Origin of the sequence: Cupriavidus sp. SW-Y-13 (assembly GCF_009793345.1) — a bacterium.
In the GTDB taxonomy this organism is placed as follows: Bacteria; Pseudomonadota; Gammaproteobacteria; order Burkholderiales; family Burkholderiaceae; genus Cupriavidus.
Genome location: NZ_WHLX01000001.1, coordinates 2,547,367 through 2,563,082, shown reverse-complemented (window position 1 = coordinate 2,563,082; position 15,716 = coordinate 2,547,367). Strand labels below are relative to the sequence as shown.

Below are 15,716 nucleotides of genomic sequence, written 5' to 3'. Positions count from 1 at the left end.
CGTTATGACACAGGGCAGGAAGGAGCGGTTCGATGTGGCCGTGCTGGGCGCGGGCGCGGCCGGCATGATGTGTGCCGCCGTGGCCGGGCAGCGCGGCGCGCGCGTGGTGCTGATCGACCACGCCACGCGGCTGGCCGAGAAGATCCGTATTTCAGGCGGCGGGCGCTGCAATTTCACGAATCTGCAGGCCGGGCCGGCCAACTACCTGTCGTCGAATCCCCATTTCTGCCGTTCCGCGCTGGCGCGCTATACCCCGCAGGACTTCCTGGGCCTGATTCGTCGCTACGACATCGGCTGGCATGAGAAGCATCGCGGGCAGTTGTTTTGCAACGATAGCGCCGAGGACATCATTTGCATGCTGCGCGCCGAGTGTGACGCAGGTGGCGTCCATTGGCAGACCGGCTGCACGATCGAGGAAATCCGCAAGGAAGGCGATGATTACCTGCTGTTGACGACCCAAGGCGAGGTGCGCGCTGGCGCAGTGGTGGTGGCGACGGGCGGGTTGTCGATCCCGAAGATCGGCGCGACGGACTTCGGTTACCGCATCGCCAAGCAGTTTGGACTCAAGTTGATCGAGACCCGCCCCGCACTGGTGCCGCTGACGTTCGACGGCCAGGCATGGCAGCCTTTCGTGCCACTGGCTGGGGTATCGATGGAAGTCGATATCTCCACGGGCAGCGGCAAGACAGCCGGCGCGTTCAAGGAGGATTTGCTCTGGACTCACCGAGGACTCTCCGGTCCGGCCGTGCTGCAGATTTCGAGTTACTGGCGTCCCGGCACGCACATCGAGGTAGACCTCTTCGACGGCGAGGATGCTGCAGAATGGCTGATCGGCCACAAGAAAAACAGTAAGAAGCACTTGAACAACCTGCTTGGCGAGCGCCTTCCGTCCCGGCTGGCCGATGCGTGGTGTGAGGCTGTGGGCCTGCACGGCGGCCAAGGCCAATCCATTGCCGACATGCCTGACCGCGCGCTGCGCCAACTGGGCGAAGCGTTGAATCGCTGGCGCCTGGTTCCTTCAGGTACGGAAGGCTACAAGAAGGCCGAGGTCACCCTTGGGGGCGTGGATACGCGCGGACTGTCGTCGGCGACGATGATGGCGCGCGAGGTGGCAGGGCTGTACTTCATCGGTGAAGTGGTCGACGTGACCGGCTGGCTGGGCGGCTATAACTTCCAGTGGGCCTGGGCGTCAGCCGTGGCCGCCGGTGAAGCCGCTGCCGAGGCGTCCCGATAAGGTAAACTGCTCGACCGCTGTTCACTCCATATTTTCCGGAAGATTGCCATGTCCCTCAAAGCCCGCATCAACGATGACATGAAGGCCGCCATGCGTGCCCGTGAGACCGACCGCCTGGGCACGATCCGCCTGCTGCTGGCGGCGATCAAGCAACGCGAAGTCGATGAGCGTGTGGAACTGGACGATGCGGCAGTCACGGCCGTCATCGACAAGATGATCAAGCAGCGCAAGGATTCGATCAGCCAGTTCGAGCAGGCTGGCCGCGATGATCTGGTCGCAAAGGAAAAATCCGAAGTGGATGTGCTGGTGGCCTACATGCCGGCCCAGTTGTCGGAGGCCGAAGTGGCCGCCGAAGTCCAGAACGCCGTGAAGGAAGCCGGCGCCACTGGCCCGCAGGATATGGGCAAGGTGATGGCACTGGTCAAGGCACGTCTGGCCGGTCGCGCAGACATGACGGCAGTGTCTGGACTCGTCAAGGCGGCATTGGCCCCGAAGTAACCTTGAAGCGATTGACCGTCAGGTCAGTGATAAGCATGATTAGCAGTTGCGATCCGTGAGAATGCCGCCGCGTTGACGGGACTTGGCGGGTGATGTCGGTAAAGACCGGCACGGCGTTGCGGCTGCACTACAATGATTCGAATCACGGCCGGGCGTCGTACCGGTCACGCATTAACTAGAACAGGCCACCGGCATACCCGGCAGGCCATGGCATCAGGACGGTCAGCCGGGTGATTCCGCAATCCTTCATTCAGGACCTGCTCAACCGCGTCGATATTATCGACGTGGTGGGTAAGTACGTGCAGTTGAAGAAGGGCGGCGCCAATTTCATGGGGCTGTGCCCGTTTCACAACGAGAAATCCCCGTCATTCACGGTGTCGCCGACCAAGCAGTTCTATCACTGCTTCGGCTGTGGTGCCCACGGATCGGCCATCGGCTTCCTGATGGAGTTCTCGGGGAGTTCCTATCCGGAGGCCGTGCGCGAACTGGCGCAATCCGTTGGCCTGTCCGTGCCCGAGGAGCGAAACAGCCTGCCGCCCGCGCAACGGGCTGAGCAACAGGCCCGCTCGGTGGCGCTGAGCGACGCGATGACGCGCGCCACGGATTTCTACAAGAAGCAGCTACGCGGTGCGCCGCAGGCTATCCAGTACCTGAAAGGGCGCGGCCTGACGGGCGAGATCGCCGCCCAGTTCGGCCTCGGCTACGCACCGGACGACTGGCAGGGGTTGGAATCCATCTTCGGCAGCTATCGGGACGACGCGATTGCCGGCCCGCTGGTCGAGAACGGTCTGCTGATCGAATCCCAGGACAAGCGGGATGCCGATGGCAAGCCCCGCCGTTACGACCGGTTTCGCGACCGGATCATGTTCCCCATCCGCAATACCAAGGGTAATGTGATCGGGTTTGGCGGCCGGGTAATGGGCCAGGGCGAGCCCAAATACCTCAACTCACCGGAAACGCCGCTCTTCAGCAAGGGAACGGAGCTTTATGGTCTGTTCGAAGCCCGTCACGCGATTCGTGAGAATGGCTACGTGCTGGTGGTGGAAGGCTATATGGACGTGGTGGCGCTGGCCCAGTTGGGCTTTGCCAATGCCGTGGCCACGCTGGGCACGGCATGTACCCCGGTCCACGTGCAGAAGCTGCTGCGCCAGACCGACGCCGTGGTGTTTTCCTTCGACGGTGATGCGGCTGGCCGCCGTGCGGCGCGACGTGCACTTGAAGCGTGCCTGCCACACCTGGCAGACAACAAGACTATCCGCTTCCTCTTCCTGCCTGCCGAGCACGACCCCGACAGCTACGTCCGTGAAGAGGGCACCGACGCCTTCGCGCGTGAAGTGCAGAACGCGATGCCGCTGTCGCGCTTCTTGCTGCAAGTGGTCACCGAGGATCAGGACATGCGCCAGCCCGAGGGTCGGGCGCGGGCGCAGTTCGAGGCCAAGCCGCTGCTCCAGGCCATGCCGGCGGGCGGCCTGCGGCTACAGATCGTGCGGGAACTTGCCGATGCTACAGGGACGACCCCTGCGGAAATCGAGGCGGTTTGTGGACTCGGCAGCGATCCGTCGCGGGTCGGCCGCTTCGCGCAACCCCGGCCGCGGGCACGGCGTCAGGCGCCAACCGGGCTGGAGCAGCGAGTAATCCAGCTCCTGATGAACCATCCGGCGCTGGCCGCACAGCTCGATGGCGATGCCCGCGCGCTGCTGCTTGATCCCCATCGGCCGGAAACAGAAGTGTTGGCTCACCTCGTGGCGGCGTGCGATGGCATCGAGGGCGAAGTGAATTTCGCGGCATTCAGCGAGCAACTGGCTCAGACACCCTACGCCGATGTCTACGCCACGGCACGCGCCGCTGTGCTTAAAGAAGATATCGAAGTGGAGGCGGCGGCACTAGAATTCGAAGGCGCCATCTTCAAGCTGCTGGCCGATCCACTGGAAAGGGAGCAGAAGGCACTGGAACCCGCCGTGATGAGCGGGACAGCCGATGCCGAGACGAAGCAACGCTACCTGTGGCTGGCGGGCGAGGTGCAGCGCCGGCGCCAGATGGGATGGCGTCCCGCGACCGCGGAAAATTAAGGCAGCACAGCAGCGCGATTTTTTGGCTTGAGCCCGGCGGTACGTGGCCCCAACTATGCGAAGAATCCGGGGTCTAAACGCTTAAGCCTTGATTTATCAGGTGAAAACCCCACCTGACAGGAAGCCGGGGATTGGTGACGTGCTACAATGCCCGGTTTGGATTGCGAAATCTTTCTCTCCAGTACTGGCGAAAGTGAGCGTGCCAATGGCAAAGGCCAAAGCAACCGAAAGGGTAGCCGTTAAGGCGCCCTCCAAAGCTCCCCAATCAGGGAGCGGCAAAGCGTCCGTGAAAACAACGGCGGCGAAGACATCGACCGCGTCAGTCAGGACGACATCAGCCCGGTCTGCGCCAGCAAAAACCGTGCGAAGCGCTTCGGCGCCCGCCGGAACCGCTTCCGTCAGGAATCGCATATCCGAAAATACCAAGCCCTCGACTTCGGCACGCGAGAGCGGCAAGAGCGCCAATACAAGCGGCCTTCAGGCTGCTGCACCAGTGAAAGGTAAGAGTATCACCGTGGCGAAACAGCAGAATACCGAAGTCGAGAGCAAACGTGCGGCAACGACGGCCGGCACCCGGAGCAGCAGCGCCAAGGCAGGCGCAGCGGAGGCTGCCGTGTCCAAGGCCCGTGCCGCAACTCCCGCATCCGTTGCATCCGAGCAGCCCGCCGCCCCGGCCGTCAAGCCGGAGCCGAAAAAGCGCGGCCGCAAGCCCAAGGCCGAGATGCAGCAAGACGACAGCACCAGCGAAGACGTGACTGAAGAGTTATACGACAACGACGCGCCGGCAACTCCCGCCGCTGCGCCCAAGACCGAAAAGCAGAAAGCCAAGGACCGCAAGGCCAAGGAAAAGGCACTGCTCAAGGAGTTTGCCTCGTCCAACCAGGCGGGCAGCGAAGAAGAGCTGGAAGTTCGCCGCCAGAAGCTGAAGGCGCTGATCAAGCTGGGCAAGTCGCGTGGTTACCTGACCTACGCCGAAATCAACGATCACCTTCCGGACGACATGGTCGATTCGGAAACGATCGATACGCTGGTTGCCACCCTGAACGACATCGGCATCGCCGTGTACGAACAGGCGCCGGACGCCGAGACGCTGCTGCTGAACGACAACGCTCCGTCGGCTACCAGCGAGGAAGAGGCGGAAGAAGAAGCCGAAGCCGCGCTCTCGACCGTCGATTCCGAATTCGGCCGCACCACCGACCCGGTCCGCATGTACATGCGCGAGATGGGTACGGTCGAACTGCTGACGCGCGAAGGCGAAATCGAAATCGCCAAGCGGATCGAAGCCGGCCTGAAGGACATGGTCATGGCCATTTCCGCCTGCCCGGTCACGATCTCGGAAATCCTGGCCCACGCCGAGCGCGTGGCCAACGAAGAGATCAAGATCGACGAATTCGTCGACGGCCTGATCGATCCGAACGCCGAGGAAGTCCAGGACACCACGCCGGCCCAGGCTGCCGCGGCAGTCGAGGAAGACGAGGAGTCCGAGGAAGACGGCGAGGACGGTGACGAAGAAGAAGACGACGACGGTGCCGCTGGCGCAGGCGCGTCCGCTCGCCAGCTCGAGGAACTGAAGGTTGCCGCGCTGGAGAAGTTCCGCATCATCGCCGAGCAGTTCGACAAGATGCGCCGTGCCTTCGAGAAGGAAGGCTACAAGTCGAAGCCGTACGTGAAGGCCCAGGAAGCGATCCAGGCCGAGCTGATGGGCATTCGCTTCACTGCCCGTAACGTCGAGCGCCTGTGCGACACGCTGCGTGGCCAGGTGGACGAAGTGCGCAAGCTTGAGCGTTCGATCCTGAACATCGTGGTCGACAAGTGCGGAATGCCGCGTTCGGACTTCGTGGCCCGTTTCCCCGGCAACGAGACGAACCTGGACTGGATCCAGACCATCGTGGCCGACCACAAGGGTTACAGCACGATCGTCGAGCGCAATGTGCCAGCCGTGCACGAACTGCAGCAGAAGCTGATCGACCTGCAGGCCCGCGTGGTGCTGCCGCTCAAGGAACTGAAGGACGTCAATCGCAAGATGTCCGAAGGCGAGCGCCGTGCCCGTGAAGCCAAGCGCGAAATGACCGAGGCCAACCTGCGTCTGGTGATCTCGATCGCGAAGAAGTACACGAACCGTGGCCTGCAGTTCCTGGATCTGATCCAGGAAGGCAACATCGGCCTGATGAAGGCTGTGGACAAGTTCGAATACCGTCGCGGCTACAAGTTCTCCACGTACGCCACGTGGTGGATTCGCCAGGCCATCACGCGCTCGATTGCCGACCAGGCCCGTACGATCCGTATTCCGGTTCACATGATCGAAACGATCAACAAGATGAACCGCATTTCGCGTCAGATCCTGCAGGAAACCGGCAACGAGCCGGATCCGGCAACGCTGGCCGAAAAGATGGAAATGCCCGAGGACAAGATCCGCAAGATCATGAAGATCGCGAAGGAACCGATCTCCATGGAAACGCCGATCGGTGACGACGACGATTCCCATCTCGGCGATTTCATCGAGGATACGAACACGCTGGCCCCCGCCGAAGCGGCGCTGCATGGTTCCATGCGCGACGTGGTGAAGGACGTGCTCGACAGCCTGACGCCGCGCGAAGCCAAGGTGCTCCGCATGCGTTTCGGTATCGAAATGAGCACGGACCACACGCTGGAAGAAGTGGGCAAGCAGTTCGACGTCACGCGCGAACGTATCCGTCAGATCGAGGCCAAGGCACTGCGCAAGCTGCGCCACCCGAGCCGCTCGGACAAGCTGAAGAGCTTCCTGGAAGGCAACTAAGCAGTACGCCTTTCATGGGCCTCTAGCTCATGCCTGGTTAGAGCAGCGGACTCATAATCCGTTGGTGCCGTGTTCGACTCACGGGAGGCCCACCAACTTATAGCAGTAGGTAGTAGACAGTAGGCAGTCAGAAAGAAGGGGCTACGGTTATCGCCGTAGCCCCTTTTTTTGTCCTGTCCTTTTGCTCGGATCAACTCGCCACTGCCACCTTCACCTGTTTCAACGCGTGGAACGGTTCCAGTTGGGCCGGGGTGGCACTGCTGTCCGTGACGAGGGTCCAGGCGCGTTCGAGCGGGGTCCAGTGTTGCTGTCGGGCGCGGCCGAGTTTGGTGGAATCAACCAGTACGAAGATGTCCGCGGCCTGGCGGATGATGCATTCCTTGAGGTATGCCTGTTCGGCGCTGGCTTCGCAGAGGCCCACGCCGGCTACCACGCCGTCGGCGCCGAGGAATGCCTTGTCAACGCTGATGCGCGACAGCGCCACCTGGGCGAGCGGGCCGAAGGTGCCCATGCTCGATGGGCGTACATCGCCGCCGATCAGGGTCACGCGGACCTTTGGCAGACCGGCCAGTGCGGTGACAGCCAGCAGGTTGGTAGTGTAGACGTGCAGGTCTTCGCGTGCGGCCAGCAGGCGGGCGAGGGCGGCGGCGGTGGTGCCGCTGTCGAGCAGCACGGCGTCGCCGTCCTGCACAAAGCTCGCGGCCAGGCGGGCGATGGATTCCTTCTGTTCGCGCTGCAGTGCCTTGCGCTCTTCGAGCGAGGCTTCGGGCTCGTGGCCGCCAACCTGCATCAGCGCCGCAGCGCCGCCATAGGTCCGGACGATGCGGCCTTCACGGGCGAGCGCGGTGAGGTCGCGCCGTACCGTGGCTTCCGATACGCCGAGGCTCGCCGTCAGGCGTTCCACGTTGGCATCCTCGCCTGCAAGCACGAGTTCGAGGATGGCGCGGCGGCGGTCGACGGCTTTCATGGCAGGGAAAGAAAAAGGGGATCGCAAGGACCCCCGATCTTACAGCAGTGCAGGGGTGCTCAGCCCCGGCGGGTGGCCAGTTCCGCGCCCTGGCGCAGGGCTTCGAGCAGGCTGCGTTCGTCGGCGATGCCCTTGCCGGCGATGTCGAACGCGGTACCGTGATCGACCGAAGTGCGAATCACCGGCAGGCCCACGGTGATGTTGACGCCGGCCTCCAGGCCCAGCACCTTGACCGGGCCGTGGCCCTGGTCGTGATACATCGCCACGACGAGATCGAAGTCGCCCCGGCCGGCGCGATAGAACAGCGTGTCGGCGGGCAGCGGCCCTTCCACGTCCAGCCCTTGCGCGCGCAGTGCTTCCACGGCGGGAATGATCTTCTGCTCTTCCTCGCCATGGCCGAACAGGCCGTTCTCGCCCGCATGCGGGTTGATGCCGCACACGCCGATGCGCGGAGCAGGGATGCCGGCGCGCTTGAGCGTCTCGTCGCCACGGGCGATCGTGCGCTGCACGAGGCCCGGCTCGATCTTGCGGATGGCGTCGAGCAGGCCGATGTGCGTGGTCACGTGGATCACGCGCAGTTGCGGCGCCACCAGCATCATCGACACCTCGGGCGTGCCGGTCAGGTGCGCCAGCATCTCGGTATGGCCCGGGAACTTGTGGCCGCCCGCGTGCAGGGCTTCCTTGTTGAGCGGCGCGGTGCAAATCGCGTCGATCTTGTCCTGCTGCGCCAGTTGCACCGCGCGCTCGATGTAGCGGAACGCGGCGTCACCGGCCACGGCGGAGAGCTTGCCGAACGGCAGGTCTTCCGGGATCAGGCCCAGGTCGATGCAGTCGATGGTGCCGGACTCGAAGCGGGCTTCGTCGGGCGTGGCAATCGCGCGAATCTTCAGCGTCGAGTTCACCAGTACTGCCGCCTGTTCGAGCCGGCGTGCATCGCCGATTACGAGGGGGCGGCACTGGGCGTAGACGCTGGCGTGGGCCAGGCTCTTGACGACGATTTCGGGGCCAACGCCCGTGGCATCACCCATCGTGATGCCGATTACCGGAATGTAGTTGCTCATTGTGTAGCCGTTCCTGTGGGGCGAATTCAGTCTTCGCGCATGGCTTGCCAGGCCAGCCATAGCGCTGCTTCGGTGCCAAACGCGCCGGCCTTGGTGGCCACGCGCCGGGCGGGAGTGTCTGTGGTTTCGGATAGCGGTACGCCGGGCTCGGCTTCGCGCTGCAGCCGCAACGCGTCGATGCCTGCGGCGGACAACATGGCGCGGGCCGTCTCGCCACCGGTGGCAATCAGGCTGCCGACCAGTGCAAAGTGAGGCAACACCAGTTGCGCCAGTGCGGATGACAATTTTGGACCTTCTGATGGGTCGAAGGCGTCGTCACGGCCGATGCTGACGAGGAGGTCGCGATTCGCGCCTAGCACCTCGGCCAGCGATCGTTGCGTAGCGGTCCAGTCGTGATGGGTTGCGCCATCGCGCAGTACTTGTGGCGGCACCACCAGCGATGTCATGCCCGTCTGATCGCACAGATAGGCGGCCTGCTTGCCCGAGATGCCCGACATGCTGCCGACCAGCGTCAGCACCGGGCCGGTATGTCGGCTCGTTGCCGTGGATTCCGGACTGCCGCTCACCGGCGAGACCGCCGCCAGCGCGCGTGCCAATCCGCCGGAGCCGACCCAGAACGTGGGCGTGCCAAGGTCGATCGACGCTTCAGCGAGTGTTACCAGATCCTGCTCGATCTCTGCATCGCAGACTACGGCGTTGTAACCTTCTGCCACACAGGTTTCGAGTTGCGACCGCACGGCGGCCACGCCAGCGCGGATTGTGCGGAGCGAAACGCACGCGGTGCGCTGGCCTTGGGCCGTGAGCAGCGCGACCATATCCGCCTGCCCGGTCAGTCCTTCCGTACGCCAGATGTCGGTGTCTTCGAGCGGCTGGCCCTTCACGAACATGCGGCCATCCTGCGTGGTGCGGCCCGTGGCCGGGAAGGCCGGAGCGACAATGGCCAGCCCGGCCATCGGCTGCAGTGCAGCTGTCTCGGAAGCCCAGTTGCCGCGCAACGTGGAGTCGATCTTCTTGTACAGGCGCCGGCCCGGTGCCTGTCCGTTACGCCACGCTTCGATATTGCGGGCCGCGGCATCGGCGGGCGGCAGGCGCCGGCTGTCTACATCGGTCGCGACGATATCGGACGGTGTGCGGCCTGCTGGCGGCGTATCGAGCGTGACGACGGCGCGCGCACCATGCGCGGCGAATCCGATTGCGCAATCGGCGGCGCCAGACAGATCGTCGGCGATGATCAGCCAGCTCATGCAGCGTTCCTGGCCAGCGCGGCGTTTTCGCGATTGGCCGCACGGCGTGCCACGAATGCGGTCACCAGCGGCGTCATCACGGCGGTCACCACCACGCAGGCGGCCACAAGTATGGTGGCGTGCTTGGCGGCTTCGGTATAGATCGGATTGGCTGCGGCAACGAGCGTGGGCACTGCGGCGGCATTGCCTGCCGTACTCGCGGCGGCCACGCCAGCGACGCCGGTACCGCCGCTCAGGCGGTCGGCAATGTAGAGCGTGAAGCCGGTGATGACCACCACGGCCACGCCGAGGCCCAGGCCCAGCATGCCGGCTTGCCACACCTTGTGCAGGTCCAGGCCAGCGCCCAGTGCCAGCGCGAAGAACGGGATCATCACGGGAACGGCCTTGCTCAGGAAATCGCGCATTTCGCGGTCAAGGTTGCCAAGCAGCATGCCCAGCATCAGCGGCAGGATGCTGCCGACCAGCGTCGGCCACGGGAAGGCCGACAGACCTGCCACGCCCAGCGTCACCATCGTCAGGAACGGGCCGGACTCCAGCGACATGATGCTGTAGGCGCCCACGTCTTCCGGCTTGCCGTACTGGCCCATCAGCGCCATGTACAAGCCACCGTTGGTGTCGTTCATTGCGGCGACCACGGCCAGCGTGGAGAGGCCGGCGAACATGCCGGCGCTGATTGGCGCTTCACCGAGGAAGTGGCCCAGGACCACGCCCAGCAGCATGGCGGTGCCTACCTTGGTGGCAAACAGTACGCCGCCTTTCTTGACGATATACGGCGTGGCCTTGATGTTGATGCTCGCGCCCATGCAGACATAGAACACCGCCAGAATCGGAAGCGCACCCGTGAACAGCGCGTTGGTGAATGATCCGAAGAACTTCGGGCCGTCCGGTACGAAAGTCGCCACCAGCGAGCCAATCAGCAGCGGCACGATCATCATGCCGCCGGGTACGCGCTCGATGGCGCGCTTGATATGAATCTGCATTTTTTCGTCTCCCGCCGCGTGGGGTGGCGGCGCCTGTTTGTTTCGGGCAGGTATTTGATCGAATCGATCAATCCTGGGCGGCAGTGTAGGCGAAACCGTTGGATTTGACTAGTTCGATCATAAAACTGATTGAAGTGGTCAAAAAGTGATGTCCCCGATAGAACCCTCGCACGACACGCAATCGCGAACCGTGAAGGATAATCGTCACTCTTTCCGAACCACACTGCCCACAACCGAGGTACATCATGAGACTGATTGGCATGCTCGATTCCCCCTACGTGCGCCGCGCCGCCATCTCGATGCGATTGCTTGGGCTGCCGTTCCAGCACGAATCCGTCTCGGTGTTCCGCACGTTCGAGCAGTTTCGCGCGATCAACCCCGTGGTCAAGGCGCCCACATTGGTGTGCGACAACGACGTGGTGTTGATGGATTCGACGCTCATCATCGACTATGCAGAAACGCTGGCCGGTCGCAGCCTGATGCCGGCGGACATCGCGCATCGGCAACGCGCGCTGCGGACCATTGGCCTGGCGCTGGCTGCGTGCGAAAAGGCAGTGCAGAACGTGTACGAGCACAACCTGCGTCCCTCCGAGAAGGTGCATCAGCCTTGGGTGGAGCGTGTGAATGGTCAGTGTGCCAGCGCCTTTGCGCTGCTGGAGGATGAAGTGGCCACGCTGCCCGTGCCCGCCAAGGAAGGCGATGTGGATCAGGCAGGGTTGACCGCTGCAGTGGTCTGGACGTTCACCCAGGCGCTGTTGCCCGGTCACGTCGATCCGGCGCAACATCCGGCGTTGGCCGCGTACACCGCAGCCGTGGAGCGTTTTTCGTCTTTCTCGTCGTTGCCGCACGATTGATCTGACAACGGTGCGCAGTCCCCGCGACATGGGGGTGCGTTCTTGTGCGTTCGCGCACAAAGATCCCCACAATCGGGTGATGTGGTGGCGGGTGTCATGCATCAAGATTGTGGCGGGGCAACAGGATCCTTGCTCCGCTACCACTTCAAGCCCCGCGACCTCCCCGGCCAGCGGGGCTCTTTCATTCTGAAGCGGGATAAGCGTTTACCGCGCTTTGAGAATTGTCTCGATCTTCTGTGCCGCAGCTTGCAGCGGCGGCAGGAAATGCTGCTCCAGATACGCCTGGTCACGGCTGCCCAGCACCATGCTGATGCCGAGCCCTGCCACCACCTTGCCGGTCTGGTCGTGCAGCGGCACCGAGACCCCTGCAAAGCCATCGGCCAGTTCGCTGATCAGCGTGCAGTAGCCATCCGCAGCGACCTGTTCCAGCTTTCGGCCCAGCACTTTGTGCGAATCGATGGTGAACGGTGTCAGCTTGCGAAGCTCGGCATCGGCCAGATAGGCGCTGCGGGTGGCCTCGTCGAGTCCTGCCAGCAGCACGCGCCCGAGCGAGTGTGCATAGGCGGGCATGCGCCGGCCGATCGCCATGTCCACGCGCAGCAACTGGCTGGGTTCCTCGCGCGCCACCAACACCACCGCATCGCGGTCGAGCATGCCGATCGAGCAGCTTTCGCTGACTTCCGCACACAGCGCCTGCAAATAAGGGCGCGCGATTTGCGGCAGGTTCATCGACGCAAAATAGGCATAGCCGAGATCCATCACCCTGGGCGTCAGCACGAACTGCCGCCCCTCCTGTGCCAGATAGCCGTTGTGCGCCAGCGTCAGCAGCAGCCGGCGTGCGGCGGCGCGCGTCACGTCGAGCTGCTCGGCCACGTCCTGCATCGTCAGCCGGTCCACACCGCTGGCGTAAAGCCGCAGCAAGGCCAGGCCCTTGGTCAGGGAGTCGAGCAGTTCTTCCTTTTTTGGAATCTCGGGCGTGTCGTCGGCTGGCGTGGCCTGGCTGCGCGGCATGGGCGAATGAGTGAAATAGGGGGGATCTGCGGGTCAGACCGGACTTGCGTCTGGCCGTGCGATCCGTATGATAGGCGTTTCCCGAACAATTGTTCGCGATTTGTGTGTAGTACGTGGATCGGTAGAAACCACGACATGACAAGATGCAGGAGACAGGCATGAAGGTGATCACCACCGCGCAGGCGGCGGCACTTGTCCAGACCGGCTGGACCGTGGCCAGTGCAGGGTTTGTCGGCGCGGGCCATGCCGAAGGCGTGACCGAGGCGCTGGAGCAGCGCTTTCTGCGCGATGGCTTGCCACGCGATCTGACGCTGGTCTATTCCGCAGGGCAGGGCGATCGCGGTGCGCGCGGGGTGAATCACTTCGGCAACGCCGGCATGAGCCGTGCCATTGTGGGCGGTCACTGGCGTTCGGCCACGCGCCTCGCCACGCTCGCCATGAACGAGCAGTGCGAGGGCTTCAATTTGCCGCAGGGTGTGCTGACCCATCTGTATCGTGCGATTGCCGGCGGCAAGCCCGGCGTGCTGACCAAGATCGGGCTGCACACCTTTGTCGATCCACGCACGGCCCAGGATTCCCGCTATCACGGCGGCGCCGTCAACGCGCGGGCGCGCGAGGCCATCGCGGCCGGCACGGCCAACTGGGTCGAGGCCGTGGATTTTCGTGGCGACGAATACCTGTTCTATCCGAGTTTCCGCATCGACTGCGCACTGATCCGCTGCACGGCGTCGGATACGCGCGGCAACCTGAGTACGCATCGCGAGGCGTTCCATCACGAGTTGCTGGCGATGGCGCAGGCCGCGCACAACTCGGGCGGCATCGTGATCGCGCAGGTGGAGTCGCTGGTCGATTATCACGAGACGCTGCAGGCCATCCACGTGCCCGGCATCCTCGTCGATTACGTCGTGGTTAGCGAGGAACCGGCTCATCACCAGATGACCTTTGCCGAGGCGTACAACGAAGCCTACGTGCGCCCGTGGCGGGGAGAAGCGGCTGACGCCGCCGAGAAAGCGAAGGAAGCCGAATTGCTGCCTGCTGCATCGGCACCGCTCGACGCCCGCACCATCGTGCAGCGCCGCGCCGTGATGGAACTCGCAGCGCGCAGCCCGCGCGTGGTGAACCTCGGCGTGGGCATGCCAGCGGCCGTGGGCGCGCTGGCGCATCAGGCCGGACTCGGTGGTTTCACGTTGACCGTGGAAGCGGGGCCGATCGGCGGCACGCCAGCGGACGGACTGAGCTTTGGCGCATCGGCCTATCCGGAAGCCGTGGTCGATCAGCCCGCGCAATTCGACTTCTACGAAGGCGGCGGCATCGACCTTGCCATCCTCGGATTGGCCGAGTTGGACGGCCACGGCAACGTGAACGTCAGCAAGTTCGGTGAAGGCGAGGGCGCGCTGATCGCTGGAGTGGGCGGCTTCATCAACATCACGCAGAGCGCTCGGGCCGTGGTGTTCATGGGCACGCTGACGGCTGGCGGACTGGAGATCCGCGCCGAAGATGGCCGGCTGACGATTACGAAGGAAGGGCGCGTCAAAAAGATCGTGCCCGAAGTCTCGCACCTGAGTTTCAACGGTCCCTACGTGGCGTCGCTCGGTATCCCCGTGCTCTACGTGACCGAGCGCGCGGTGTTCGAGATGCGCGCCGATGCATCTGGCGAGCCGCGTCTGACGCTTGTGGAAATCGCACCTGGCGTAGATCTGCAGCGCGATGTGCTCGACCAGTGCGCCACCCCGGTGGCCGTGGCCGACAACCTGCGCCAGATGGATGCACGACTGTTCCAGCCGGGTGTGATGAAGCTCTGAGCGCCACACAAACGATCACAGAATCAGCCGGCGCCCGATGATCGCGCCGGCATATATGGAGGAAACAACATGCAACACCGTCAACCGCGCCGCCTGGCGCTGTCCACGCTCGCGCTGGCTGCGCTGCTGCCGTTCGCGTCGATTGCCGCCTTCGCACAGCCGAGCTACCCGGACAAGCCAATCAAGCTGATCGTGCCGTTCCCGGCAGGCGGCCCGACCGATACCGCCGCGCGCATCATCGGCCAGAAGATGGGCGAGACGCTCAAGCAGACCATCGTCGTCGATAACCGTCCCGGCGCGTCGGGCACCATCGGTGCCGATGCTGCCGCCAAGTCGGCACCGGATGGCTACACGCTCGTCATGCTGGCTACGCCCACGCTGCTGGCGCCGCACCTGCTGCCGCGCAAGGGCTACGACGTGTTCAAGGATTTCACGCCCGTCGGTAACGCCTACGAGTTGCCGATCGTCATGGTGGTCAATCCGCAGTCGCTGCCTGACGTGACCGACCTGCAGCAGTACATCGCCAGGGCCAAGGCCCAGCCGGGCAAGATGAACTACACGAGTGCGGGCAATGGCAGCTTCGGTCATCTGTCGACGGAACTGCTCAAGAACCTGGGCCATTTCGACGTGCAGCACGTTCCTTACAAGGGCAGCGCGCCGGCGATTTCAGACCTGCTGGCCGGACAGGTGCCGATGATGTTTTCGGACATGATCGCTGCACTGCCGCACATCAAGGCTGGCAAGCTGCGGCCCATTGCTGTGGGATCGATCAAGCGCGTGTCGTTCACGCCCGACGTGAAGACCGTGGCCGAACAGGGTTTCCAGGGCTTCGATGCCTCGTCGTGGGGCGCGCTGCTCGTACCGGCCGGCACGCCCAAGGACATCGTCGCCAAACTCTCCGACGCCCTCAAGGGCGCGCTGGCCGACGCGACCGTGCAGCAGAAGATGCTGGGCGCCGGTACGGTGGCGTCATTCCTGCCTGCCGACCAGCTTACGACCCGCATGCAGAACGACTACGCCAAGTGGGGCAAGGTGATCAAGGACAACGGGATCAAGAGTGATTGAGCCTGTTTGACTTCGCCTTGGATTTTCTCCCCTCTCCCGCTTGCGGGAGAGGGGCAGGGGAGAGGGCCAGCAGTTCAAATTGCGACACGTAGTCAAGCAGAACCTCCAGCCCTCTCCCCCAACCCCTCTCCCACTTTCGTGGGAGAGGGGAGCAA

The 15,716-nt window shown here is 63.7% G+C and carries 13 protein-coding genes and 1 tRNA gene; 8 read left to right on the top strand and 6 right to left on the bottom strand.

Going from position 1 to position 15,716, the window contains the following annotated elements:
- The first annotated feature begins 4 nt into the window (after positions 1 to 4).
- From GA566_RS11450 to dnaG, 3 genes are all read left to right on the top strand, one after another.
- Positions 5 to 1,234, top strand: coding sequence for an NAD(P)/FAD-dependent oxidoreductase (locus tag GA566_RS11450; RefSeq protein ID WP_160472795.1), 1,230 nt, complete (start codon positions 5 to 7; stop codon positions 1,232 to 1,234).
- A 48-nt stretch (positions 1,235 to 1,282) separates the two neighbouring features.
- On the top strand, positions 1,283 to 1,732 hold the full coding sequence (locus GA566_RS11445; RefSeq protein ID WP_160472794.1) for a GatB/YqeY domain-containing protein: 450 nt from the start codon (positions 1,283 to 1,285) through the stop codon (positions 1,730 to 1,732).
- A gap of 230 nt (positions 1,733 to 1,962) precedes the next feature.
- Positions 1,963 to 3,801, top strand: a complete 1,839-nt coding sequence (gene dnaG, locus GA566_RS11440) for a DNA primase (protein ID WP_137925755.1) — start codon at positions 1,963 to 1,965, stop codon at positions 3,799 to 3,801.
- 96 nt (positions 3,802 to 3,897) lie between these two features.
- Here the strand turns inward: dnaG and GA566_RS33665 are convergent, their stop codons facing one another.
- The gene (locus GA566_RS33665) at positions 3,898 to 4,212 is read right to left on the bottom strand and encodes a hypothetical protein (RefSeq protein ID WP_370459289.1); all 315 of its coding nucleotides are present in this window, start codon (positions 4,210 to 4,212) and stop codon (positions 3,898 to 3,900) included.
- An 82-nt stretch (positions 4,213 to 4,294) separates the two neighbouring features.
- On the opposite strand from GA566_RS33665, the gene rpoD reads away from it, so the two are divergent.
- Together rpoD and GA566_RS11425 are read left to right on the top strand one after the other, a co-directional pair.
- Positions 4,295 to 6,577 carry an RNA polymerase sigma factor RpoD gene (rpoD, locus tag GA566_RS11430; RefSeq protein WP_137925757.1) on the top strand — a complete coding sequence of 761 codons (2,283 nt, stop codon included), beginning with the start codon at positions 4,295 to 4,297 and terminating at the stop codon, positions 6,575 to 6,577.
- 16 nt (positions 6,578 to 6,593) lie between these two features.
- Positions 6,594 to 6,672 (top strand) — tRNA-Ile (locus GA566_RS11425).
- 95 nt (positions 6,673 to 6,767) lie between these two features.
- Here the strand turns inward: GA566_RS11425 and GA566_RS11420 are convergent.
- Genes GA566_RS11420 through GA566_RS11405 form a run of 4 tightly spaced genes read right to left on the bottom strand, consistent with a single transcriptional unit; the run spans position 6,768 to position 10,829 of the window.
- Entirely contained in the window at positions 6,768 to 7,544 is a 777-nt protein-coding gene (locus GA566_RS11420) for a DeoR/GlpR family DNA-binding transcription regulator (RefSeq protein WP_137925758.1), read from the bottom strand.
- Positions 7,545 to 7,603: 59 nt separating this feature from the next.
- Positions 7,604 to 8,605: a 4-hydroxythreonine-4-phosphate dehydrogenase PdxA gene (pdxA, locus tag GA566_RS11415; RefSeq protein WP_137925759.1), complete on the bottom strand. Its 1,002-nt coding sequence runs from the start codon at positions 8,603 to 8,605 to the stop codon at positions 7,604 to 7,606.
- Between the two features lie 26 nt (positions 8,606 to 8,631).
- Positions 8,632 to 9,849, bottom strand: coding sequence for a four-carbon acid sugar kinase family protein (locus tag GA566_RS11410; protein ID WP_160472793.1), 1,218 nt, complete (start codon positions 9,847 to 9,849; stop codon positions 8,632 to 8,634).
- A complete protein-coding gene (locus GA566_RS11405; protein WP_137925761.1) occupies positions 9,846 to 10,829 on the bottom strand; it encodes a 2-keto-3-deoxygluconate permease in 984 nt (327 codons plus the stop codon). Before GA566_RS11405 ends, GA566_RS11410 begins: the two co-directional genes overlap by 4 nt.
- Before the next feature lie 245 nt (positions 10,830 to 11,074).
- Between GA566_RS11405 and GA566_RS11400 the strand changes: the two genes are divergently transcribed.
- Complete coding sequence (locus tag GA566_RS11400) at positions 11,075 to 11,683, top strand: glutathione S-transferase family protein (RefSeq protein WP_160472792.1); 609 nt, start codon at positions 11,075 to 11,077, stop codon at positions 11,681 to 11,683.
- 204 nt (positions 11,684 to 11,887) lie between these two features.
- On the opposite strand, the gene GA566_RS11395 is transcribed toward GA566_RS11400, so the two are convergent.
- Positions 11,888 to 12,694 carry an IclR family transcriptional regulator C-terminal domain-containing protein gene (locus GA566_RS11395; RefSeq protein WP_160472791.1) on the bottom strand — a complete coding sequence of 269 codons (807 nt, stop codon included), beginning with the start codon at positions 12,692 to 12,694 and terminating at the stop codon, positions 11,888 to 11,890.
- A gap of 158 nt (positions 12,695 to 12,852) precedes the next feature.
- Here GA566_RS11395 and GA566_RS11390 point away from each other — a divergent pair, with 158 nt between their 5' ends.
- On the top strand, positions 12,853 to 14,496 hold the full coding sequence (locus GA566_RS11390) for an acyl CoA:acetate/3-ketoacid CoA transferase (RefSeq protein WP_160472790.1): 1,644 nt from the start codon (positions 12,853 to 12,855) through the stop codon (positions 14,494 to 14,496).
- A gap of 69 nt (positions 14,497 to 14,565) precedes the next feature.
- Complete coding sequence (locus GA566_RS11385) at positions 14,566 to 15,561, top strand: tripartite tricarboxylate transporter substrate binding protein (RefSeq protein ID WP_160472789.1); 996 nt, start codon at positions 14,566 to 14,568, stop codon at positions 15,559 to 15,561.
- Positions 15,562 to 15,716: the final 155 nt, after the last annotated feature.

What these genes read in the sequence shown, in the direction of transcription:
- GA566_RS11405 (WP_137925761.1), bottom strand. Translation starts at nt 10,829, where the DNA reads ATGCAGATTCATATCAAGCGCGCCATCGAGCGCGTACCCGGCGGCATG.
- GA566_RS11390 (WP_160472790.1), top strand. Translation starts at nt 12,853, where the DNA reads ATGAAGGTGATCACCACCGCGCAGGCGGCGGCACTTGTCCAGACCGGC.
- GA566_RS11385 (WP_160472789.1), top strand. Translation starts at nt 14,566, where the DNA reads ATGCAACACCGTCAACCGCGCCGCCTGGCGCTGTCCACGCTCGCGCTG.
- GA566_RS11450 (WP_160472795.1), top strand. Translation starts at nt 5, where the DNA reads ATGACACAGGGCAGGAAGGAGCGGTTCGATGTGGCCGTGCTGGGCGCG.
- pdxA (WP_137925759.1), bottom strand. Translation starts at nt 8,605, where the DNA reads ATGAGCAACTACATTCCGGTAATCGGCATCACGATGGGTGATGCCACG.
- GA566_RS11420 (WP_137925758.1), bottom strand. Translation starts at nt 7,544, where the DNA reads ATGAAAGCCGTCGACCGCCGCCGCGCCATCCTCGAACTCGTGCTTGCA.
- GA566_RS11410 (WP_160472793.1), bottom strand. Translation starts at nt 9,849, where the DNA reads ATGAGCTGGCTGATCATCGCCGACGATCTGTCTGGCGCCGCCGATTGC.
- GA566_RS33665 (WP_370459289.1), bottom strand. Translation starts at nt 4,212, where the DNA reads ATGCGATTCCTGACGGAAGCGGTTCCGGCGGGCGCCGAAGCGCTTCGC.
- GA566_RS11395 (WP_160472791.1), bottom strand. Translation starts at nt 12,694, where the DNA reads ATGCCGCGCAGCCAGGCCACGCCAGCCGACGACACGCCCGAGATTCCA.
- GA566_RS11445 (WP_160472794.1), top strand. Translation starts at nt 1,283, where the DNA reads ATGTCCCTCAAAGCCCGCATCAACGATGACATGAAGGCCGCCATGCGT.
- GA566_RS11400 (WP_160472792.1), top strand. Translation starts at nt 11,075, where the DNA reads ATGAGACTGATTGGCATGCTCGATTCCCCCTACGTGCGCCGCGCCGCC.